This is a genomic window from Pseudoalteromonas sp. SG44-8 (genome assembly GCF_014164125.1).
Classification (GTDB): Bacteria; Pseudomonadota; Gammaproteobacteria; order Enterobacterales; family Alteromonadaceae; genus Pseudoalteromonas; species Pseudoalteromonas rhizosphaerae.
This window is the reverse complement of record NZ_JACJEQ010000003.1, coordinates 81,994-105,214: the sequence shown is the minus strand read 5'-3', so window position 1 is coordinate 105,214 and position 23,221 is coordinate 81,994. Positions and strand designations below refer to the sequence as shown.

Here is a 23,221-nt window from a genome sequence, read left to right as displayed (position 1 = left end):
TTAATTCTGCTCTAAAAAGTGATTGAGTTGCAGTGACTCAAAAATAATTTCGTCGTGAGAGAAAACACCAAAACCGGTGTCAGCTATATTGCCAGTCGAAAACTCGAGACTGATGTTATGGTCATTTCTAAACCAATCTTGGTCCCAACGTACTTTGATCCACCCTTGTGAAAAGTTACCTAATGGCAGCTGTTTTCGCCAACCTACACTGGTGATGTATTGCCATGTGCTATTAGGGCGATGTTTATCAGCAAACTTATAGTAACTGGTTAATCCGGCTTGGAAGATTTGCCCTTGATAATATTGATGCCAAGATGCGCCAAAACGCAAAATATCTAGGCTTGTCCAATCGGCATTGGACGTGCTGCCGGCGAGAAAATTAAAGTAACTATCAACCCACGGTTGATAGCGATATTGATATTCGCCTCGCCAACCATGCGGGTGATCTTCGCGATAAAAATTATAAATGTCTGAATTGAGTTTAGGATCAAATAAAAAGTCTTCAATATTAGCACTGCTGTAGCTGTAGAATGGACTTATTTGCCATTGATGACGATGACTTTCATCAATGCGCCAGATCTGACCAATCTGCACATAGCTATTAAATGCATATTGGCTGTCAGTGTCTGCTTGACTTGGTTGCCATGTGGTTTGCAAGGCGCTGTCGACGTACCAAGGACTGTCATGATCTTGCCAAGAATGATAGCCATCAATCGAAAATAGTTCGCTATCTTGTTCGCTCAAAGAGTAAGTAAGATCAAGACGATACCAATTCTCATCGTCACTTAATCGAAACCTAGCGCCAACATCCATACTATGACGAATAGGGACGTTTTCGCTAGATTCAAAAATACCTCGGCGGTCATAATTAATAAATGCTTGCCAGCTTAAGTCGTCTGGATGAAACTGTGCGACCTCAGTTTGCAGGGCACGCTGAGCAACGGGCAGTTGGTAAATTACGGTGTTTGCGAAGCTGTTTTGCTCGGCTTCAAAATTAGATATTTTATGATTGCTTTCACTCAATTGCCAAGTATATAAGCGAACGTGCTTGATGCTGTCGGTGCTGACTTCTATTTTACCTGCTGGGTGGAAAAAGCTGCGTTCAAGGCGTTGTTCAAATTCACCAACAATACTGCTTGGGAGCATTTGCTCGAGCTTAACTAAGCGATCGGCTGGTAATTGTGCGATTAAATGCCGCTCTGGCAGAACAGTGTAAAATAACAAGTTATTGCTAAGCGGTAAGTCATACCAGCGACCATTACGGTACTCTTGTGCGCTGATTGTCATCATTTGTGATAAATAAGGATTAAGCCATTGCAACGAGAGCACATTATCGGTTAGCTCAGTTTTATTAAAACCAAATGCAGTTGGTTTATCAGGTTGTATTGACCAAACTTTTTCCGATGTGGCTAATTTTATTGCAACGTTCGCGACATTCCCTTGGGATAAGTCAGCTGCTGCAGATAACTCTGCGACCGAAAAATGAAAGTTTAAACGAATTTGTTCTGAGCGGGTTTGGCTCAAGTCAATATGTAAATCATGATGTGGGCGTAAGACTAATCCTTGCGTAAAACCGCCTTGGCTACTGGTACGCAGTAATTGGTCGCTATAGCTACTCTCATCTTGAGAATCCACAGCAATGAGTTGCGTGCCAGCAAAGTCAGTATAGTTTTGTAGAGGAACCCACTGGCCATAACTTTGTATACGTGAAAATAACTGCGCGAGTTGTGGAGGTAAGCTCAGGGCATTTACTTTCGCTAAAACTTGCGTGTACTCATTGGTGGTTAGCGTTTTATCCGCTAACTTAAATAAGGTATTATTCAATAACGTCTGCATGTTGATATCGGTGTCATATAGCAACGCCATAAATGGTGTTTGCCAAAAATAGCGGGTTGCCATATTTTGATAATTATACGTCGTCGTCAATGGCTGCGAGAGTATTTTATAGGAAATAAATGTTTGTTGATCACTATATAAGCGAACTGACTCACCAGCTTGTAATGTGATCAACGCGTCACTGGAGATCGACAGCGGTTGAGCATCATTGCGTAATAGGGTTTGCGAGTTAATATCAGAAAAAATTGGCAGTACAGTGTGTTGCGCTGATTTTGATGATTGCGATGTCTGTTGTGCAAACAACCAGCTCATTTTATATTGACCATTTTGAACACTGGTACTGCGCGCTCTTAGGGCAATTGTGAGTGGTTGGCTTTGCGCTTTGAATGTTACCGCTTGGCTTTTATTAACCACTAGTGCTTGTATTAACCCCGTTGGGCTGGCAAGCGTTTGCGTGCCTGGGTAATCAAGTTCGTAGCTGGGCTGTTGAATATCTGCTTCGCTGTAATCGCGCCAATTTAATTTTGCAAAGCTTGTTTGCAATGCCGCTTGATTAGGTAAGTCATGACTTAACCACAATGCGAGTAAGTTTTTTTGTTGTTTGATTGCAAGCGCAATCAAAATGTTCCTACATGGCGCTAATAAATCTAAAGCATTGGCACATAAACCTTGCAGTTTATAGTCTTGCTCTAATGCTTGATATTGTTGTATCAACTGATTGCCAGCATAGGATTTGATAGCCACTTCTTGGCTGCTTTTGTAGAGCCCTTCAAGGTAGCTTTTGGCTAAAGCGTCGCGCCCTTGCGCCATCAAAATAGTGAGACGCAATTGCCACGCTTTAATTGCAATATCTGTATTGGGCACGTTGACTAATTTTTTAATTAATTGCAGTGCCTGAAGTGGATGCTCTGCCATTAAATACTGAGCTTCACCGAGTTGATGTTGCCAATGCATAGTATCAGTGGAAGTTATTGCCGCAGTTTTTGTTTTCAGTGGTTTATAAGGGAGCAGTGCGGCAGTAAACTCATCACCGATTTGGCTAATTTGCTGGGCCAATAAGTTATGAATAAGATTACTTTTTTCTTTTAGCGTACCTGCTTGTGCATAGAGCAATTCATTATTTGGTAAATCTAGTAATTGATCACTTTGCATTACGTATTCAATTGGTTGGCGCTGTTGCTGAAGATTCTGAATGCTTAATTGAGTTGTTGTTAAAGGCACGTTTAACTCAAAAGCGGCAAAATTTTCGCTTTTTAGCAAGGTTAAATGCCATTTTAAGTTACCACTGCGAACTAACAATTGGCTATCGACACTGCTGCGCGCATGCAGTGTTATCGTCGTTCTCACGCGCTGTTTATTGTTTAGAGAAAATTGATGCTGTTGCTGGCCTAATTGATGTATTTGCGCATAGTGCTCTGATAGTACAGGGTAGCCAGTATCATCAACCATCCGCAGTCCGCTAAAGCTATCAAACTGCTTAAATTGACTATTAAAGTACGCTTTATCCTGCGACTTCGGAACAAGAAAATCGCGAGATGAAATTGTGCTAAGTAAATCTTGATAACGACGTTGCGAAAGTAATTCACCACTTTGATAAGGTGAATTGTTTAGCTGTGATAAGTCGTGTTGAGAGTAGATAGCACGCAGCGTGTTGTCTAAATTATTAACCCAATATGGTTGAAACAAACGTTCTTGTTGCTTATCCATTGCTTGATCATCAAAAATTGCTCTGTGATTTTGCTCAAGTTTAATATAAGCGTCTGTTTCACTACGTATAGTTAGGTATTCACCTTTATCTATTGCTAAGTAATCGGTATTGGCCAAACCAATGTGTTGGTCACTATACTCGCTGGCGCGACTGGCAATAACACCGAGCACACTGATCGGTTGCTCATTTACATAGGTATAGACTTTGCCGTTAATATCTTTATTTAGTAAATCTTTGCGCACAGTTAGTTTTAATTTTTTAGCGTGTTGAAAGTACAGTTTTACTTTTTCGCCCGCTTTAAAGTGATAATAATGCTCAATATTTTGACCATATTGTAAACGAGTTACTGCTCGTGGTAGCTTTACGGCGCGACGGAAGCTATCACGGTGACGGTTTGTTTCACCGACCATTGCCGTTAAGGTTACACCTTCATCAAGGTGATTGGTGATTTTTAAAATGCGGTTATATGATGCAATCGGTAACTGACACTTGGCTTGTTCACAGATAAAATCGCGACTCACATTGAGTCTCTGCTGGGCAAGGTGACTGGTCCCCGAGCTGTAAATAAACGAATTAAATGTTGTACTATCCAGCTCCAGCCATTGACCTTTTGCCAGCCAAAGATAACGACTTTGTTTAGCTTCAAAATACATCGCTTGCTGAGATTTATCTAAATGCACGTTAGGTGTCACATTTAGCCACATAGGCGAACTCAAAATATTGTCATTACTGGCTAAGCCGTGTGGGCTCAAAGTAAGCAATAGGCTGAAAATAATAGCAGTTATAGCGTAATGCATATTTTAAATTGACTCATCAAAGTAGGCTGTTGAACAAGTTGCGCGCGTAATATATCACTTAATTCAATATGGAAAAATTCGCCATTGCTTGGCAGAATTTTATTTAAAATATTTTTTGTGCCGCCAAGCTCTGTAACTTCTAACGGATATACATAACTGGCAAGTTGTAATTTGTCAGTTAAACACTGGCTTATTTGCTGTAATTTAGCTGTAGCTGGCTTGGCACCATGACTGATTATTACATCACTATTGCGTGCTTTTTTAGTGTGTCGTTTTTTTGGATCAAAGCCGTGTATCTGATAAATAACGAACTGATCGACTGTGTTGGCGTAGCTTTGAATAAACGCATTGGTAACACTGTAGTGGTATTTACCTAGATCACTTTTTTGTCCATCAGCTGCAAGTGTATTGCGATGTATGGTATTGGCTAAGAAAACCTGGCATTCAGTAAATAGAGCCATCGCAATAGGGTAGCTGTGTTTGTCAAAATAGCGGTGCGGAGCATAGGCAATACACTGACTGCCACTCGACTGGTATTTTATTTCTCCTGCTATAACGTGTTCATCTTTCGTTACTAAAGTTAACGCTGATGTTAGTTCGTTGCCTTGCGCCAAGTTTGTTTGCGTGCTCAGCCATTGCGCTAGTTGGGCTTTTGTAACCGCATAGGCACCATTTTGTGATGACGAACTAGCGTAACTTGCGCTAGTTAATAACAGTAATATTATCGCAAGTAAGCGTTTAGCTTGCATCATCATTCCACCACCTTATTTTTACTTCTTCGTTAGCGTACTCTTCTAATACTGCGATCCAGACGGTTTTATTGCTTGTAATGGTTAAACTGTTGAGCGCACGAACATCAGCATTGAGCTGTTGAGTAATTGCCGGGTAAGCAAATAGTTGACTGTCTTTTGGATGGATCAAAAAGGCATCACTTAAGCGGCTCGGCTGAAGTCCATAGCGCTTGTTTGCAATACTATAATCATGGGTTAAGCCACTTTGGTATTTAGCACGTTGAGCAATATCGAGGATAATGCTCTGCTCAGCATAATGGCTGTACGCTTTTAATACCACACTGTAAGGGCGTTGCGTTGGATATGCTAATTTTAGTGGCGTATTTGCCGTAAGTTTATACAACCGTTGTTTGAGCCACGGGCGTTGCCCTTGCCAGTTTTGATAAATGTGTTGGGCATTTTTTTCAATACTTGCCAGTTGTTCAAAGTCAGTGTCTACTAAATTTACTTCTCTGGCTGTTTTGTTGTTTAGTTGATAAACCACACTGCCTGGATCTGTACTTGGCGCATTAGTCGCCGCTTGCAGCAGATGCTTATTTTGCAATGGTGCAAAGTTATAAGGGCTGGGCTCAGTAACTGGAGTAAAATATTTTGTTGGGCTATTGACCAATGCGACATTAGAGATCGGTAATTGTTTAAACAGCTCTCTTGATTGATAGAAACTGTCTTTAATTAGGATCTCTGGTGGCTCTTGGAAAACTCGGATATTGACGTAACTATCTTGTTCAGTAAAGTCGTAATGGTTATCAGCTTGTTGCTCATACCAAGCGGCAATATCATGAAAGTTTGGATCTTCAATACATTTCGTATGGCATACCGTACGTTGATAGTTAAACTGGCTATTACGTGATTTGACACGTACAAGAGTCGGTTGCTCAGTTGTAATTACCAATGCCGCTGCACGTTCGTTAAGACGTAAATAAAAGCTATTTGCTTTAGGGATTTTTTCTCGTTGTGTGGAATCTAGAATAACTCGATCAAATTCAGATAATTCATCGTCATAAGAAATAGTAAAGGTATCAATTGGCTGATTATTTTGATCATAAACAATCACAGTAGCATGACCTCGACTAGATGATCTGAGATCGATGTTAATATCGCTACTTCCTTCAAGTGTGAAGCGAGCATTTAATAAGTTACTTATTTGATAGTAACCATCTTGTGCGGTCGTTAACGGTTGTAGTGAGCTAAAAGACCAATTACTTAACAGTGGCTCGGTGCTGCATATAGTTACTAAACCAATATCTAATGGCTCGGTAATAAAGCTCAGTGGCTGCGCTGTATTTGCGCGATAAAGCACAGTATGTGGTGCAATAAACTGACTTAAATCATACCAAGTTAAATTGATTTCAGCTGATTTGTCCAGACTGAAAATAAGCGAATCTGGCTGTTTTAGTTCAATGCTCGCACACAGTGTCGCATCGGTGTAATAGTCATTTAAATTAAGTTGTTGCTGCGCAAAGTCATAAGTAACAACATTGTAGGGCAGCGTTTCATATAAAATGTCGGCTTTAAAGTCGATCCCAGGAATACCTTGTGGAGCAAGTTTTAGCCATGAATAGGTAACTGCATTGTTTATTTCTGTGGTTGATAACGCATTAACCCCAATACTGTGATATGCGCTGCTTCGCTCTCTTCGCTCTAATGGTAACTTGAGCCACGCGCTGTATTTATCATCATTATCGTTATGTGTTTTAGCATGGACTCGCACTACAACTCCCATAACTTGGCTATCTTCGCTAATTAACTTTAATGATACGCTGGTAACGTTCTTTAATTGTTCTGGGCTGATATAAAAAGATTGCCCAGATGAGACCTGTAAAGCTTGCCGATTTTCAATAATTTGCTTTATTTGTTGCTCATTGTCGGGAGGTGTTAGTTTTGACGCATGGTGATAGACATGACTACTAATTACTTGTTTTTTTTCATTTAAGAATGCGTATTCAATGGCATAGTTTATCGGTTTATCTAAATCCTGTGGTTCAGAAAATATCGCATTTGATAATACTCGGATCGAGTGTGTTCTAGTGCTAGAAAACGAAAAAATCAATGGTTTTTCAGTGCTTAGCCATTGAACGTTAGAGCGTGTCTCTTCATCCGAACGGCTAGTTATAGGTTCAGCTGACTGTATCCACAGATAAAAACTAAACAGCGCAAAACTAAGCCCAGTAAGTATTAGGAGCAATATGAGTATTTTTAAGAGTCGTTTAATAAATTGCATACGATCCCTCAATCATCATAGTGTTAAAACGGTTTTGGTCAGTGAGACGGTTTGTTATCGGATTAAAAATTGCCAACAGCTTACCTTTTTGTCTGATCGCGAGGGCATACTCTTGGCGGCCTTCAAATTCAATTGTTTGTAATTCACAGTTAGCGAATGGTTTACATAGTTGTGCCAGTGCCGTCAAGCGTTGCGTGCTGGCATAATGCTCAATCGTTTTTAAAAAATGACTTTGCTGCTGTGAACTTACAGCTTGCCAATTGGCAGGCGATAATGTGGTTATATTCATTACTTTAATTGTTGGTTGCGCTGAAATCGCGAGCAAGCGTTGTAAAAGACTTTGCTGGTTAACAGAAAATTGCTGTTTAAAATCAGATGCAAGCCACAGGGTTGCTAGTTCGCTGTGGGGAGCAAATATTTGATAGCCAGATTGCGGCGACGTACCAAGCTCTAAACCTCTTGTCGCGGTTTGGCCTTGCACAACTTGGTAATCAACAGCCAAATCTTGCAAACTGTGATTAAGTGTTTGTAAAAGATGCTGGTGGGCGTTATTTGATTGCGTATATTCAAAAGCTAGGGCGGTGGGTCTGATCCATGATGGTGCACTGTGACTACGAATTTGCAAGTTTAAAATGGCATTATTTTGTGCAAACCGTAAATAGCTTTGATGAACCACATTAAATAATGAATCAACGTTATTGGGTAATAATACATTCGCTTGTGGATGCGCATAAGGATGGGCACCGGCGATCAGTAAATGCTCTGCCCGGCTATTTACAAATAGTTCAGTGGCAAACTTTAAGGTATTACTTTCAAATAATGGTCGCGGTACTTCAATATTAAGTTGGGTACTTGATGTCAGATTGATGACATAGAAACCTTGACCATAGGCTATTGCAGCCCCATCAACGAAAGGGGCGATAAGTAAAAAGCGACCTTGCGCGTTATTGAGTAATGTTAGCTGATAGCCCATTAGTCTGGCTGTGGCATTAATTTGATTTAGTTGATTGATTATATTCTCATCTACATCTTGATCCGTCAGCTTAGTTTTTAAACGGTATAGAGGGTGTAATATTTCAAATTCCCACAAGGCGGCTTGATTTGCCGTTAATGGTTTATAAGCGCCACTGCCTTTAGCGGTAATGTTGTCAGCAAATAGCTCAATCACTTCATTCAGGCTCTGCGTTGCATAGCTAATTGCGTTGTCCTCGTTATTACTTTCATCACGAGATATATTAGCTAATAACGTAGTGTAGTTATCACTATTTAAAAACACTTCAAACAGCTGGCCATTAAAATTTGCTGCAGGTAAAGAGCTATTGGTTGCTTGACCAAAAAAAGTCTCTTGATGTCCTAATAGCTGTTGGATCAAACGTTGGCTGAGTGAGCTTGGTAACTGATTGTAAATCCAATACTGACTTGTTGCGCCGACAGGGGTTTTGATTAACAAACGATTTGTGCGATTGTTAACTTCCCGTACTTGAAATAGTTGCTCAAGCCCCAGCGCTTCAATAAATGCTAAATAATAAGGACTTTGTTTATTATTATGAGTTAATTCCGTCGTTGGTGTAGCACTGGTACCAAATACTAAGGCACGACTGTCAAAGTGTGAAAATATAAGCCCCGCAGAGTCGCTCGCTAAACTTTCTGAAGTGGGAAATGGTACCGTGACTATGAAATCTGCGCTTGGTTTTCGAGAAATAACAAATAACCCGCGTTGCGAGGTTTTTCTAGCATCGCGAATGTAAATATAACTATCATCAAATTGCAATTGAAAATCAAGTTTAGCTAAGCGCTGTTTATTCAGCAGTAAGTTTTCTATTGAATTAGGGGCTTTATTAATTTCATAAATCGCTTGTTTAAAGTTATTTTTGTCCTGACTAGCTTGATAACTGCTGATGTCTAGTTGTCCTTTATTGCTCGTATAAAGGTAGCTTTTATATTCACTGATCTGTTGACCAAGAGCGCTGACTTTGTTTGTGCTTTGCAATTCTTTAATGTCAGTTGTAACAAATAAAGAAGGGATAAACATGATAATAAAGCCGATCACAATGGCTAACGCACCGCCTAGGATTGAAGTTTGAAAGGTGGCTCGGATCACTAAGCCTAGTGCGCTTTTTTGATATATTTTTAATGCTAAAAGCGTAGACAGCATATAACCAAAAGCAAAGGTATCGGTAACTTTTATTTCAGGGTAGTAGTGCACCACAAAATAATTTAAAAATAACTTATAGATAAAACCGATATTGAAGAAAAATAGCAATAATCTTGCACCTTCAATATTGGCATTACGTAACCGCGTAAAGTTTAATAGCGAAGCACCAATGATCAGTATAATGGCTGTTTCTGCAAAGGATGTGAGCAATTTAGTTGGCTGCATAAGCTGCAGCGCCAATAATGCGGGTAGCATAATGCCATTAAATTCCCAGCCATATTTAATATTGGCACGCGACGCAATAAACGCAGTGATCACCAAAATAATATAGGCTTTTGGTGCCGCTATAATTGATGCGGCAACCGCTTCATACATAATTGCTAAATTGGCGATGCTAAAGTTAGTCATTGGCATGAGTGCAAAACGAACTAATAAGAAAGTAATTAGTAGCTGAACAATGGTAACTTTCATGCCGTACTTAAAGCCACCATTCCACATCACGTTGGCAGTGAGGGCGATAATAACTAACCCCAGGGAATAAAGCTGTGATGAATAATCAAAGGTTATATCCCAACCGCTGAGCACGTTAGCAATCAATGGCCAAAACAAAGTATCCATGACTACACGCACTAAAATACTGATCAAGATAATGGCAAAAAAGCGGTCACGACCAAACATCTCGGCGTAGCCAAATCTTTGCATTACGTACTTAGCGCTAAAGAGCATTAAGCCATACACTACTACCGCTTCAATTAAGATAACGGCGGCTGAGGTTGGGCTAACAATAAGTAGTGGCACTAAATAACCAGGCACAACAAGCCCAGTAAGCGGAAAACCAAATCGTAAATTTAACAAACAAACAACAGTAATGCCTATCCATACAGTGGTGATCACCGATTGACCTAAGCCACCACCTGCTGGAAACAATTGTAAAATAAAATCACCCACTAGTTGATGGCTCCATCAAGTTTTGAGCGTAAAATTGCTGTTGTTTGCATAATGAATCACACAGTTGTTTGCTGTTGGGCATTTGCTCAATAAAAAACGCAATATCAATAAACTCAAATAAAATACCTGAAACCTGAAATGGCTCGCCAGATGCATTTTGTAGATGACTTGCATCCATTGCTCGAACATTGAGTATATAGGTATTTTCATCAAGCTTAGCTTGAAGATAAATATCGCCTTTTTGTAAGGTGATAAAGCGTAATTTACCTTTCGCGGTTTCAGTATCTAAATCAGTAACTAAGCAGAGCAAATCCAATGCTGTCATATCAAAAATAGAGAATTGATGCTGCGCAGCTAGTTTTTCTAACGATTTGTTTATTTGCACCACTTGACCAAATAAATTAAATAATACAGTCGCAGAGCGAACATTATTAAACACATGCTCTAAGGTCGTTAGCTTTTGTTCCATTTCCGCTATCGACGTTTTCACTTGCTGGCTGAGCGGTTCTTGTAATTTCAAAGTGAGTAGTTGAGATAGGGCGCTATCATTAGCATTATTTTGTGATTCAATAATTCGATAATGGAACAGTAATTCACCCACTTGTCCGGCAAAGGCATTTACATTGCGCTCAAATGCTTGTTTGTTAAATTGTGCATCAGGCATTACTGTCATTGCCCAAAAACCACGAACATCACCGGCATAGATCAATGGCACTATATATTGCAGCTCACCGTCACTTAGCTCATTAAAAAATGGGCGCAAAATTGGCACAACACCAAATTCTTTTAAAGCATCTGAATATGGCGCGCGCTTATAATCGCGGCGCATTTCTTTAATATCACTAAGGTGGCAATTGACGGCTCTTATTTCGGTTAGTCGGTGATCGCCTTCTTTACGCGCTAAAAATATCGATTTATTCAAAGCAAGTTGTTGAGTTACCAGGCGAATAATCGCATCCCAAGGCGAGCTTTGAGAAGTAAATGACTTTGGTAAATAGCGCCCAGCCATTTTCTGTTGAATATTCCCAATTAGGCTAGTGAGCTCCCTGTCTTCGTTGAGTTTTCTAACCAATATTACCCACACTAGTGTAATAAAGGTAAAAATGGTCATCTGGCCAACGGGTAAAAATAAATGCTGAAACACTAAAATAAAATACCCTAAGCCAAACCAACATATACTTGTTAGCACTGCAATTACGATACTGTAACTAATTGATAATTTTTGAAAAGCGAACAGCAGTAGTAAAGAAATACTAAGCAGCAGTAGGGTGCTTTGCCATAGTGTCAGTAGCGATATGCTGCTTTGCTTATCAAGTGTATCGGCAATATAAGCAGTAAGTAATAAATAGTTTGATGTCTGGGTTAATTTAGGCGCATTAAGTTTTACCCCTAAACCAGCATTATGTTGACCGAGAATAATGATTTTGTTTTGTAACTGGCTGGCCATAATGTCCATTGTCATCAGCCGTTCAGCTGAAAACTTTGGCAGTGCAGAAGGGGCTAAAGCGAAGTTAAGCAATACACTTTTGCTACTATCAAGGTCGTTAAACAGTGCCGGCCAAATTGCCAGACATGAGCTGTCAGCCATAGCGGCTAATTCAACATTGTAGCCAGACCAATCGTTTATATGTGGTAGGCAGTAGTCATTTTTAGGGTGTGGGTAAAAAACAGTGTTTTGTGCCATGTCCGTCAAGGTTTTATTTACTGTTAGTTGTTCATTAGCAAAAACCAATACTGCTTTTGGTTGATAGCTTAATAGTTGTTGTACTAGTTCATTATGTTCGCGACTTAAATGCTCACTTTCAATGATCACAACATTGCTTTGCTGGCTTTGTGTAAGATTTGCTAAACGGCTATAGAAAAAGGCATTTGATGAATTAAACAGTGATAATGAATTTGAGATCACCACAATGATAAACAGGCAAATAGTAAGCCAAAAAGAACGCTGGCGTTTAAGTAAAAAAAACTGTTGTTTAAAAGCCACGATTAGCTCCAAAATAGAATAGAGATTAATTAAAGGTGCTATACGTTAGTTTAAACGTAACAGAAGACGTTGCATTTAAACGTAAAAAGTCAAATCCATGGATTTTATCCGTGCGCCACATCGTATCAGTGAAGTTTACTTTTTGTTGCCATGAAATCATTGCCATATCATCCAACGCCAAGCTTGCTTCGCCACTATTTGGCGCAAAGTGACGCAAGGTAACTTTAATACCGCGCGGTGGTAACTGTTCTGGGCCAAGTGTTAAGTCGTCAGAAGGCAGTGAAAAGTCATAGTTTAAGGCTTGCCAGTCATGGTTACCAGCCGGTTCAATATCGACCAATTGAGTAGAAAATTCAAGGCCATCCTCAGCGGTGGTATAAACTATTTTTGCGTCTAGTTTTCCGGCGTTTTCAGCTTTACTGTAACCAAACAAACTAAACTCCTTGAAGACATCAATTGAGCCATCATCATTAGGTAATTCCATTGCACGAATGGTTTGTCTAAATGGGAGCAGCGATGGCGTGTTATCAAACTGGGTGCGAGCAGAGCATAAGCCTTGCGCGCCTGAACGAGCACCACTTAAGCAAGGCGTTACGCTGTCGCCGGTGTGATCCCAACGAGCAACTTCTAGTTGTTCATCATCGTTATCCCAATCTTCAAAGTCACCGAAAATCATTAAATCGCGCCCTAAAGTGACATCACTTGGCGATCCGTCAATGATTTCAAGTTTAGATAAAAATGCTTTTGTTGATGGAGCAAAGTTGCGTAAATCTAGAATGCTTTGATTTGGGGTAACTGTAACTGTTTCCGTGTGCTGAGAAACAGTCGCTTGATCTGCGGTGAAAAATACATCGGCATAACCATCTCGTGGGATCAAGGTAATGTTATTATCAGAAAACTCAGCCAGACGTCGTAATAAATAATCACTCAAAAAACCATTGGTAAATTTAGGCTGATACCCTTCAACATAAATAGGGTAAGCAAAAGCGCGCTTCGTCATAGGAGATGCATCTTTGTCTACATTTACTAACACCGCAACGCCAAGCAGCGTTTCTAAGCGGTCTTGGTCAAACACAAAATTGCCTAAGCCTAAAATGGCAGGTACGCCATTAAAAACTGCAAAGCCTTGGGCAATATGCGGATGATGAGCAACTAATAAATTGGTTTGTTGTTTGGATAAAGAATTAAACCTGCCTTTAATGTAACCGCTGGGTTGATAAGTGTATTCATCACCACCATGCATTTGGGCAATTACATAATCACTATTTTGCACTGCATCATTAAGATAGTTGGAGACTAATTCTGTTTCTGTTAAATCTGCGGCACCGCCTTTTGTGGCATCGGTAACATAGGTAATTGCATGTTCTTTACCTGTAATGGAGGTCGCTGAAAAAAGTCCTAACGTGAGTGTTCCCACATCCATGAACTTTGCTTGGTAAGCACTGGCTATGTTTTTCCCTGCGCCACTGTGAGCAAGGCCAGCGCTATCTACTTCAAGCAAAGTATCATTGAGGCCATCTTCTAAAAAGTCATACACATGATTATTTCCTAGTGCGACGTAATCAATACCAATGGCTTTGATCCCATCTAGCGTCTCAGGTAATGAAAAAAAGCTAAACTCTTTTGTTGGATGTGCTGCTTCAGGACTACTTGTTATCGGTGTCTCTAAGTTTACTGATGAAAAATCAGCAGCTTGAAAAAATGGTGCGACAAAATGTGTTAATGCTTGAGCATTTTCACTGGCTGTTGCTGGACGAATAAGTGCCCCTGCGACATCAGGGATCGCAGCCGTCATAGTTGCCAAAGAGGGATCTAAAAAGCGTCGTGCAAACATAGTATCGCCAGCAAATAGCAGGCTAACCGAGTTACTACTCTTAGCTGTTAGGGTCAGCTGTTGCTGAGCGTTATCAGCAGTAATTTTGACTGTAGCGACAGCAGGGAAGTAACTTTCATCAGCGATCATTAACCGATGGTTACCTGTTGTAATACCTGAGTAATTAATTTGCCCACTGGCATTTGTTTGATACTGCTGTCCTGCAAACTCAACCATGATGCCAGCCACACTATTAGCTTGCTGATCGGTTATTGTGATTACACCATTAAACGTTTTTTTTAAATAATCATCGCGCAGTTGTGCATCGCTCTTTTGGGCTTGTGTTTCGCCTGTATCATAGGGGTCTTCAACCTTACAGCCAGCGATAATTAGGGCTAAGCAGAGAATAGAAAAGAGTTTATATTTTTTAATTTTCAAACAAGCCTCGTTATCACTGTAGTTACATTTTTTAATACGTTTTTATTATACGGATTTTTTGTGGAAATGATATTAGCCAAGTATTTGAATTTTTCTAATATCATTCATACTAAATTATAGTCAGTTGCCATAAAAAGTCTTTGCAATAATGGTTAGTATCATTTGTCCAAAAATCTTTACAATAGACTACCCAGCGATGGGTAGTTAGCGTATTATTTGCGACATAGTAGGTTTTCTCTTTTTGAGGGTGAAATGCGTTTAGATATCCATTGTGCAGACCGCATCGGTATTGCTCAAGAAATACTCAATATTTTAGTCAACTATCGCGTTGATTTAAAAGGTATTGAAGTTGATTCAATTAACTGTCGTATGTATGTGAGTTTTCCACCGATTGAATTTGAGCAGTTTCAAAAAATCATGCCCTCAATTCGATTAATTGATGGTGTACAGGATGTACGTACCACCGCTTTTTTACCTTCTGAGCGTGAGCATAATGAGCTCAACACATTGTTGCGTGCGCTACCAGATGGTGTGATCTCAATTGATGCCAAAGGTTGGGTAAGGCTTTGCAACGATGCTGCATGTAAAGATTTACAGTTAACTGAAAAAGAAGTTATTGGTTCAAATATTAATAATCTATTGAAAGGCTTTAACTTTACCCGTTGGTTAGAAGGCAAAGAAGTACTGGGACAAACAACCCGGGTTGAGGTGGCTGGTGAAGATTTTATCGCGGATATCTTGCCAATCGCAGTACCACAAGGCAATGAAGGTGATGTATTAGCCGGTGCGGTGATCAACATTAAATCACAAAGCCGTTTAGGTCAGCAGGTAAGTGCGTTTCGTCGTTATGGTCAAGAAAGCTTTGCAACTATTCACAACTTTAGCACTGCGATGCGTCGTGTGGTTCGTGAAGCGCGTAAAATGGCACAACTTGAAGCTCCGATACTTATCACTGGTGAAACCGGTACCGGCAAAGAGTTACTGGCACGCGCTTGTCACTATGCATCTAATCGTTCTGTAAAACCTTTTATCGCTTTATCGTGCGCTTCACTGCCTGATGATGTTGCTGAGTCTGAATTATTTGGTTATGCCGGTTATGAAGAAAATGCAGCGCCAAAACGCGGCGTATTAGAGCAAGCGGATGGTGGCACGGTATTTTTAGATGAAGTGGGTGAAATGTCTACCCAACTTCAAACTAAGTTACTGCGCTTTTTACAAGATGGTACATTTCGCAAAGTTGGCGATGAGAACGAAGTAAAAGTAAATGTACGCATTATCGCCGCCACGCAAAAAGATTTACCCGCGATGGTACAAGAGGGTACGTTTAGAGAAGATTTATACTATCGGATCAATGTACTGACTTTAGAAATTGCTCCACTACGTGATCGTAAAGCTGATGTAGGGCCACTTGCAGAACATTTTATTCAAAAATATGCGCAGCAAAATGGTCATGCAATTCCGGAACTATCTGCAGAGTGTTTGTCGTTTTTACAAGATTATCCTTGGCCGGGCAATGTCCGCCAATTAGAAAATGCGATATACCGTGCGGTCTCGTTATTAGATGATAACGAGCTGCGTGTTGAGCATTTACAATTACCAGCATTTACACATGATTTAGGGTACTTGGAGTCTGATTTTGAGGGCTCGCTCGACCAAGCTGTAAAGCGTTTTGAGGCTACATTATTACGTAAGTTGTACCCTGCTTACCCAAGTTCGAGACAATTGGCTAAGCGTTTAGGGTTAAGTCATACCGCAGTTGCAAATAAGCTACGTGATTACGGCATTAATCGTAAAACTGTAAAAGTGTAAACTGACTCAAATCAACAGTATTGGGTACTATTGCTTAGTACCCATATCTTTGGTTACACCGTCAATAGCGACAGTATCGATACCCTCAGCGGTGAACTTAATTAAGATACTGATGTTATTACGGGCAAAAAAGTAATCTTTGTTATCTAAACTGATAACATAATCCCCTTTTACCGCGCCTTTATATTGACGTTTTTCAAGTTTGATTGTGTGTTCGCCAATTTCCCAGCTGAATCCTTCAATAAAGCCATTATTAAATTCTTGCACCCACACTTGTTGGTCGTCTTTTGCTAAAGTAATAGCAATGGAATAGGATTCAGGTAATTGCATATCATAGCTTTTTTTACCTATAGTAAACTTGCTATTTTGTTGCTGCCAAGCAAACCCAAATTGAAACGGCTTTTCAACCCCAGTTGGATAACGTACGTCTCCTTCGCCAGGATAGTTAAAGTCGGCCATCGCGCTGGTACTCATCAATGCAAATACCATACTCAAATAAGAAACTGATTTTTTCATCATTTTTCTACTATTATTTATAATCAGAGAATTTCAGAGTAGAGCAGAATATTCTCCAATGCAATACGCTATGCTACACTCACAAAACTGTTAACTGGTAAGACCTTTATTGTGAACTTATATTTTCGTCTTTTATTATTATTTTTTAAAATCAAACGTAACCGTGATTATCAATCATTGTTAGACACTGTGGATATAGATTACAAAGCGCTGCCAAGTGATTGTGATATTAATTTACATCTTACTAACTCTCGTTATTTAGCAATGATGGATTTAGCTCGCACTTGGATGACTGAGCGAGTTGGCTTGCTTGAAACGATTATGAAAAAACGTTGGTTTCCTATCGTTAACGCCACGGCCATCACTTATATTCGTGATATTAAGCCAATGCAACGATATACCATTAGCACGCGCTTAGTTGGTTGGGATCATAAGTATTTTTATATTGAGCAAAAATTTCATTCCGAGCGTGGCTTGCATGCGATCGCCTATGTAAGAGGTGTGTTTAAGCGCAAGCGAGGTGTCGTCAGCTTAGAAGAAATGCTAGAGGCGGTAAACTTTGATGGTATTGTGCCTATATTACCTGCGGAAATTATGCACTGGAAAGAAATGTTAGAGCAGAAAAAAATAACAAATCTTCCCAGTTGAATTTACATACACTGATAAAAGGTCGTTAGGCCTTTTTAGAGTATGTTTAAAAAGCGTATTTAACCCCTAACATGGCAACTACAGGATCAATTTTTACTGTTGAAGTAAGAGCTTGTTTACCATCGGCATAAACAGTTGCATCGGTTTCAATATCCATGATTGATACCATCGCATGTACGCCCCAGTTTTGATCTAGCATATAGTTAAAGCCTGCTTGAGCTACAAAACCAAATGAGTTATCAAGCTTTACTTCAACGTCGTTGGTGCCCAGTACTGTTTTTAGCGCTGTAGAAGGTTGCTCATCAAAAAACACTGTGTAGTTAATACCTACACCAACGAATGGGCGAAATGCTGAAGTACTTTCTAAAAAGTGGTACTGAGCGATTAGTGACGGCGGTAATTGCTTAATATCAGCTATTTTATTGCCAGCTAAACCACCGGTGCCATTAACTTCATGAGAAAAGGGTGTTGCAGCAACCAATTCTAGAACCCACTGATCGTTAAATGCATAGTCAACTGTAATACCCAGTTGTGTATCCGAGCTACCTTTTAAGCCTAAACTTGGATCTTCATTGATCGCTGAGCTGCTATTGTCAGGGTTAACATTAATAGCACCGACATTAACGCTTAAGTTTGCACTGGCGAAAGGAGATGCGATTAAAAGTGAGGTGAGTAACGCTGCGCTAAGTTGTTTTTTCATGCTGTTCTCCGAGAACTACTTTTTGAATTGGCGTTATTATCAGCTAAAAAAAAAATAAAAAACTGTTCTAGATCAAGCTTTATAACAGGGTATAAAACGGCGCAGCGTTTGTTTGATTTAGATTAAGGTTTACTTAATTGACGTTTAAAATCGATTGACAGTGCACTCTTTTTTATTGCTATTCATCAATAGGTCAGGAAAATAAGTTATAATTGCTGCTTAAAGCAAGGGTATACAATGAACGAAACCAACCATCTTTTTCTGTCTGGCTCTATTAGCAAAGCACTGTTAAAACTTGCAGTTCCTATTATTCTTATCAATATTTTACAATCTGCCTATCAATTAACCGATGCGTTCTGGGTTGGTCGTCTAGGGGCGGCACAAGTTGCAGCGGTGTCAGTAAGTATGCCAGTGACTTTTTTAGTGATTGCGATTGGCTCTGGACTTGCGATGGCGGGGGCTATTTTGTCAGCGCAATATATGGGGGCTGGCCAGCAAGATAAAGTAAACCATGTGGCCGCACAAACAGTGTTAATGGTGACTGTGACGGCCATTTGTTTAGGAATTATCGGTTATTTGCTATCTCCTTACTTTTTACATTTACTGGGTGTTGAAGATGCCGTTTATAACGATGCTTTAAAATTTATGCATGTGTCATTTGTGGGTGTGGTATTTGTATTTATTTATGCCATGTTTCAAGCCTTAATGCGGGGTATTGGCCAAACCAAGGTGCCACTGATCATTGTTTCCGTAACCGTGTTGCTAAACTTTGTACTCGATCCATTATTTATTTTTGGTTATGGCAGCTTTACAGGTCTTGGGGTGATGGGGGCAGCGCTGGCTACATTGGTGACACAAAGTTTGGCAGCCATTGCTGGCATTGTTATTTTTATGCGTGGTCGCCATGGTATTAAGCTAAAATTATCAAGTTTCATTCCTGATTACAGTTATATCAAACAAGCGTTTTATTTAGGTGCACCAGGCTCTGTGGAGTTGTCAGCGCGTGCATTTGGTTTGATTATCATGTCTTTTTTAGTGGCTAGTTTTGGCACTCAAACCATTGCTTCTTATGGTGTTGGTTCAAATATATTACAGATGGTGATGATCCCGGCTATGGGACTCTCGATGGCTGTGTCGACCTTAGTTGGACAGAATATGGGCGCAGGTAACCCGCAACGAGCATCGCAAATTACTAAGTTGGCGGTACTTTGGGGATTATGTGGTTTGTCTTTTATTGGGGCGATTGCATTTATATTTGCACCTTACTTAGTGGCATTTTTTATCCCCGATGATCAAGGTGTGATAGCCAAAGGCGCACAGTTTATTCGTGTTATGTGCTTAACTTGGGGCGGAATAGGCGTGCAATTATGTGTGGTGGCTGCATTTAGAGCATCAGGGAACATGCTTAATGCGATGTTGTTGGCGCTGTTTTCTCAATGCGTAGTACAGTTTCCGGTGGCGTATATTTTGTCAAAACACACACATCTGGGCGATCACGGCATTTGGTACTCGTTTGCTGTCACCAATGTGATCGTCGCATCGCTATCGTATTTGTGGTTTTGTCGTGGTCGTTGGCAACAAACAAAATTGACCAAAGATGATAAAGATATCGCTAAAGTCAGCCAAGAAGCATTCATCGAAGAAGGTGCACACTAATACCAATCGACTTAAATATTTAACCATTCTAGCGCGCTAAATAAAGCGCTAACTGCGTTAGTAATTTTTCATGTACGACTGCATGGATGCAAGAGGTAGAGCAATGCAGGAGCAATTGCCGAGAACAACTACATGTCAAAATCTATGCCTTGTTATCACTGTATTTTTCTGTCGCTATAAATGGTCAGTAACTTAAAACGATTAGTATAATCCGTGTTTCATAAAGCGGTCATAAATTCAGGTTGTAATGAATACACTCTCTCTTAATAAGGGTGTTAATTATGACTTTAGCTATCCAATCTCACACCACGAATGATGCAATCCACACTGATACTGTGGTCAGTTACCTTCAAAAGCTGATCCAATTTAAATCTGTTACGCCACAGCAAGCCGGGGCAATAGACTGGTTAGCAAAGCAGTTAACAGACCTTGGCTTTAACTGTGAACAGTTTACCTTTAATAATGTTACTAACTTAATAGCTAAAGTAAGCTTTGGTGATGGGCCACGCTATGCTTTTTCGGGGCATATTGATGTGGTCCCCGCATCTGGAGGAGCGTGGCGAGCAGAACCATTTTCAGGTGATATTATTGATGGCGCGATTTATGGCCGAGGCGCTGCTGATATGAAAGGGGGCGTTGCCGCCATGTTATGTGCCAGTCGTGCATTACTGGCTAACGTAGCTGCAAAAAAAGGTACTTTTTACTGGTTGATCACCTCTGATGAAGAAGGGGAAGCGGAATATGGTTCACTACTGATTGCCGAGCGTTTAGCGCAACAGGGCATCCAACTTGACGGCTGCATTGTCGGCGAGCCAACCAGTCATTTGCATGTTGGTGATACAATCAAAAATGGCCGTCGAGGTGCACTGTCTGCGCGGTTAGTGATCAACGGCAAAGCAGGGCATGTTGCTTATCCAGAAAACACCATCAATGCAGCTCATCTTAGTGCAGAAGTAATCAAGCGCTTGACTAGCATAACTTGGCAGCGTGACGAGCCAAGTTCACATACGAGCTTGCAAATAACCGGGATTAATATTGCTAATGTTGTCGATAACATGGTGCCAGCACGATGTGAAATGACATTTAATATTCGTTATAGCCATGGTTATAAAAGCAGTGATATAAAAAATGAGATTCAATTCGCGTTAGACGATTTACAAGCTTTGCTGAGTGTGGAATGGGAGCGTCCGTGTGAGCCTTTTTATACGAGTCATCAAACGCGTCGCTGTTTATTGACTCAAGTTGAACAAGCTATTTTTAATGTGACAGGCAGTTATCCTTTATTAAGTACCAGTGGCGGAACTTCTGATGGGCGGTTTTTTGCCAATGATTACACCCAAGTGATTGAATGCGGGGTACGAAATAATACCATCCACCAAGTTAACGAGCATGTGCCTATTAATGACTTACTAAAAATTGAGAAAATATATACACAGCTTTTAGAGCAGGTATTTAGCCGTATCAGCTGACTATAACGCAAGGCCATCATTAAACTGTTCATTATAAACAGACAATTTCTGACAATGTCCGACAAGCGCTGAGAGATGTCTCGTAAAGGATATGCTAACATTTTTTCAGTAAATTTCGCTATTCGAAATAAAATACTTAGTAATTGATTAATAAAAAATTATTAAAGTAATAACAGCGTTTAGTGCGGTTTTTAGCGTTGATAAAATTAAACATTATGGAGATTGTTATGAGCACCAGTAATAAAGGATTTAGTATTGCACTGTTGTTTGGTGTGGCAGCTGCTTTAAGTGGATGTGGTGAAAGCACGGATGAATTAGATGATAAATTAACCCATCAAGCAAATATGTCTTTCATAAATTCATTGGATTATATGGCTGACTTTCATGTCAAAAAAAGGAGTATTAGCACCGGCTACAGTGGTTTATTCGATAGTGATAATATCGCTGCGGGCGATGTAGAGGCCAATGCTGTGGGTAGTCGCTATAACTACAGTTATAAAGTAATCAATAACATGATTAACTTGGGAGTTAAAGATAGTATCAATGCGAATAAAGAGGAACGCATAAATACAACCTTGAGTAATAACGACGATTTATGGGTAATTGCTTGGCAATCTTCAGGTAAGCGGGCTTTGTCTGTCATTGATAAAAAACAAAACAATACTGCAGATGTATTTAATGTGCGTTTATTTGCCAACGGCGAGTATGATGTGTCAATTGATGATAAAAAAGTATTAACTACAAAAAAGGGCAGTGTCACAGCGTTCTTAGCGGTGAGTAATTGTGCTAATGGCCTAAAAGTTGCCAATCAGGCTATCGATTTATGTGCGGGTAATTTTGGCGCTTCATATTTATTAGTTGTCGATAGTAATGGTAAACGAGTAATGGCTGAAGAATAACTTTAGATTAAAACTCCTCTGGTTAGTGTGAAATAGTTGCTGAGATAGATGTATTATCCACAGTTCAAGTCTTTAAAAGGCGCTACTCCCATGTTGGAGATATAGCGCCATATCCACCTAGAACTACCACGCACTAACTACAAATAAGTAGCCTTTGGAACGGATAGTCTTAATTTTTATTGGGTTACGCGCATTATCACCGAGCTTCTTGCGTAACTGGCTAATATGATTATCAACACCACGTTCAATTCCATCATAGTGATAACCTTTTATTTTTTCAACAATGTCACTACGTGACAGAATAACTCCTGCATTTTTAGCAAGCAGTAGCAGTAGGTCATATTCGCCGTCTGTGAGCTGGATATGTTGCGTTGCTAAAGAGACAGTTCGGTTGTGCGTATTAATGATTAATTGCCCAAACGTTATAGACTCTTTCGTTTGTGGCTTTATGGCGAGTGGATCTGTGGGATGTCCACGTCTTAAAAAAGCTTTAATTTTTGCCAGTAGTAAGCGAGGTTTCACCGGCTTTAGTAAATAATCGTCGGCACCAATTTCAAGCCCTACAACCTGATCAATTTCTTCTTCTCGTGCAGTAAACATCAAAATATAGCCGCTGTATGACTGCCTTACTTCGCGGCATACCGTTAAGCCATCCTTGTTCGGTAACATAACGTCAAGCAGCACCAGAGCTGGCTGCCACTGAAGAATACGGGAGACCGCATGCTCGCCATTTGATTCTATTTCAACCTGATAGCCTTCAATCGTTAAATACTCTTGAATTGACTCAGCAAGCGGTAAATCATCTTCTACCACTAAAATCTTTGTTTTCATTT

The 23,221-nt window shown here is 40.1% G+C and carries 14 protein-coding genes; 5 read left to right on the top strand and 9 right to left on the bottom strand.

Going from position 1 to position 23,221, the window contains the following annotated elements:
- The 6 genes from H5163_RS04025 to H5163_RS04000 are packed head-to-tail and all read right to left on the bottom strand — an operon-like array spanning position 1 to position 14,691.
- Entirely contained in the window at positions 1-4,341 is a 4,341-nt protein-coding gene (locus H5163_RS04025) for a hypothetical protein (protein WP_182734422.1), read from the bottom strand.
- A complete protein-coding gene (locus tag H5163_RS04020) occupies positions 4,326-5,096 on the bottom strand; it encodes a hypothetical protein (protein ID WP_145237330.1) in 771 nt (256 codons plus the stop codon). Before H5163_RS04020 ends, H5163_RS04025 begins: the two co-directional genes overlap by 16 nt.
- Positions 5,080-7,353 (bottom strand): hypothetical protein, encoded by a 2,274-nt coding sequence (locus tag H5163_RS04015; protein WP_182734420.1) that lies wholly within the window; start codon positions 7,351-7,353, stop codon positions 5,080-5,082. Before H5163_RS04015 ends, H5163_RS04020 begins: the two co-directional genes overlap by 17 nt.
- On the bottom strand, positions 7,340-10,456 hold the full coding sequence (locus tag H5163_RS04010; RefSeq protein ID WP_182731089.1) for a poly-gamma-glutamate biosynthesis protein PgsC/CapC: 3,117 nt from the start codon (positions 10,454-10,456) through the stop codon (positions 7,340-7,342). The genes H5163_RS04015 and H5163_RS04010 overlap by 14 nt, the downstream gene beginning before the upstream one ends.
- Entirely contained in the window at positions 10,449-12,440 is a 1,992-nt protein-coding gene (locus tag H5163_RS04005) for a hypothetical protein (RefSeq protein WP_182734418.1), read from the bottom strand. The genes H5163_RS04010 and H5163_RS04005 overlap by 8 nt, the downstream gene beginning before the upstream one ends.
- 25 nt (positions 12,441-12,465) lie before the next feature.
- On the bottom strand, positions 12,466-14,691 hold the full coding sequence (locus H5163_RS04000) for a CapA family protein (RefSeq protein ID WP_220493209.1): 2,226 nt from the start codon (positions 14,689-14,691) through the stop codon (positions 12,466-12,468).
- Positions 14,692-14,943: 252 nt separating this feature from the next.
- Between H5163_RS04000 and tyrR the strand changes: the two genes are divergently transcribed.
- Positions 14,944-16,500 (top strand): transcriptional regulator TyrR, encoded by a 1,557-nt coding sequence (gene tyrR / locus H5163_RS03995; RefSeq protein WP_145237318.1) that lies wholly within the window; start codon positions 14,944-14,946, stop codon positions 16,498-16,500.
- Positions 16,501-16,527: 27 nt separating this feature from the next.
- On the opposite strand, the gene H5163_RS03990 is transcribed toward tyrR, so the two are convergent.
- The gene (locus H5163_RS03990; protein ID WP_145237744.1) at positions 16,528-17,016 is read right to left on the bottom strand and encodes a hypothetical protein; all 489 of its coding nucleotides are present in this window, start codon (positions 17,014-17,016) and stop codon (positions 16,528-16,530) included.
- 111 nt (positions 17,017-17,127) lie between these two features.
- On the opposite strand from H5163_RS03990, the gene H5163_RS03985 reads away from it, so the two are divergent.
- Positions 17,128-17,664: a thioesterase family protein gene (locus H5163_RS03985; RefSeq protein WP_182734417.1), complete on the top strand. Its 537-nt coding sequence runs from the start codon at positions 17,128-17,130 to the stop codon at positions 17,662-17,664.
- 46 nt (positions 17,665-17,710) lie between these two features.
- On the opposite strand, the gene H5163_RS03980 is transcribed toward H5163_RS03985, so the two are convergent.
- Positions 17,711-18,364, bottom strand: coding sequence for an OmpW family protein (locus tag H5163_RS03980; RefSeq protein WP_145237312.1), 654 nt, complete (start codon positions 18,362-18,364; stop codon positions 17,711-17,713).
- Between the two features lie 237 nt (positions 18,365-18,601).
- On the opposite strand from H5163_RS03980, the gene H5163_RS03975 reads away from it, so the two are divergent.
- The 3 genes from H5163_RS03975 to H5163_RS03965 all read left to right on the top strand — a co-directional run bounded on the left by H5163_RS03975 (position 18,602) and on the right by H5163_RS03965 (position 22,388).
- Complete coding sequence (locus H5163_RS03975) at positions 18,602-20,020, top strand: MATE family efflux transporter (protein WP_182731091.1); 1,419 nt, start codon at positions 18,602-18,604, stop codon at positions 20,018-20,020.
- 281 nt (positions 20,021-20,301) lie between these two features.
- Positions 20,302-21,489, top strand: coding sequence for a succinyl-diaminopimelate desuccinylase (gene dapE / locus H5163_RS03970; protein ID WP_182731092.1), 1,188 nt, complete (start codon positions 20,302-20,304; stop codon positions 21,487-21,489).
- A gap of 227 nt (positions 21,490-21,716) precedes the next feature.
- Positions 21,717-22,388: a hypothetical protein gene (locus H5163_RS03965; RefSeq protein ID WP_182717073.1), complete on the top strand. Its 672-nt coding sequence runs from the start codon at positions 21,717-21,719 to the stop codon at positions 22,386-22,388.
- A gap of 123 nt (positions 22,389-22,511) precedes the next feature.
- On the opposite strand, the gene H5163_RS03960 is transcribed toward H5163_RS03965, so the two are convergent.
- Positions 22,512-23,219: a response regulator transcription factor gene (locus H5163_RS03960; RefSeq protein WP_182717074.1), complete on the bottom strand. Its 708-nt coding sequence runs from the start codon at positions 23,217-23,219 to the stop codon at positions 22,512-22,514.
- Positions 23,220-23,221: the final 2 nt, after the last annotated feature.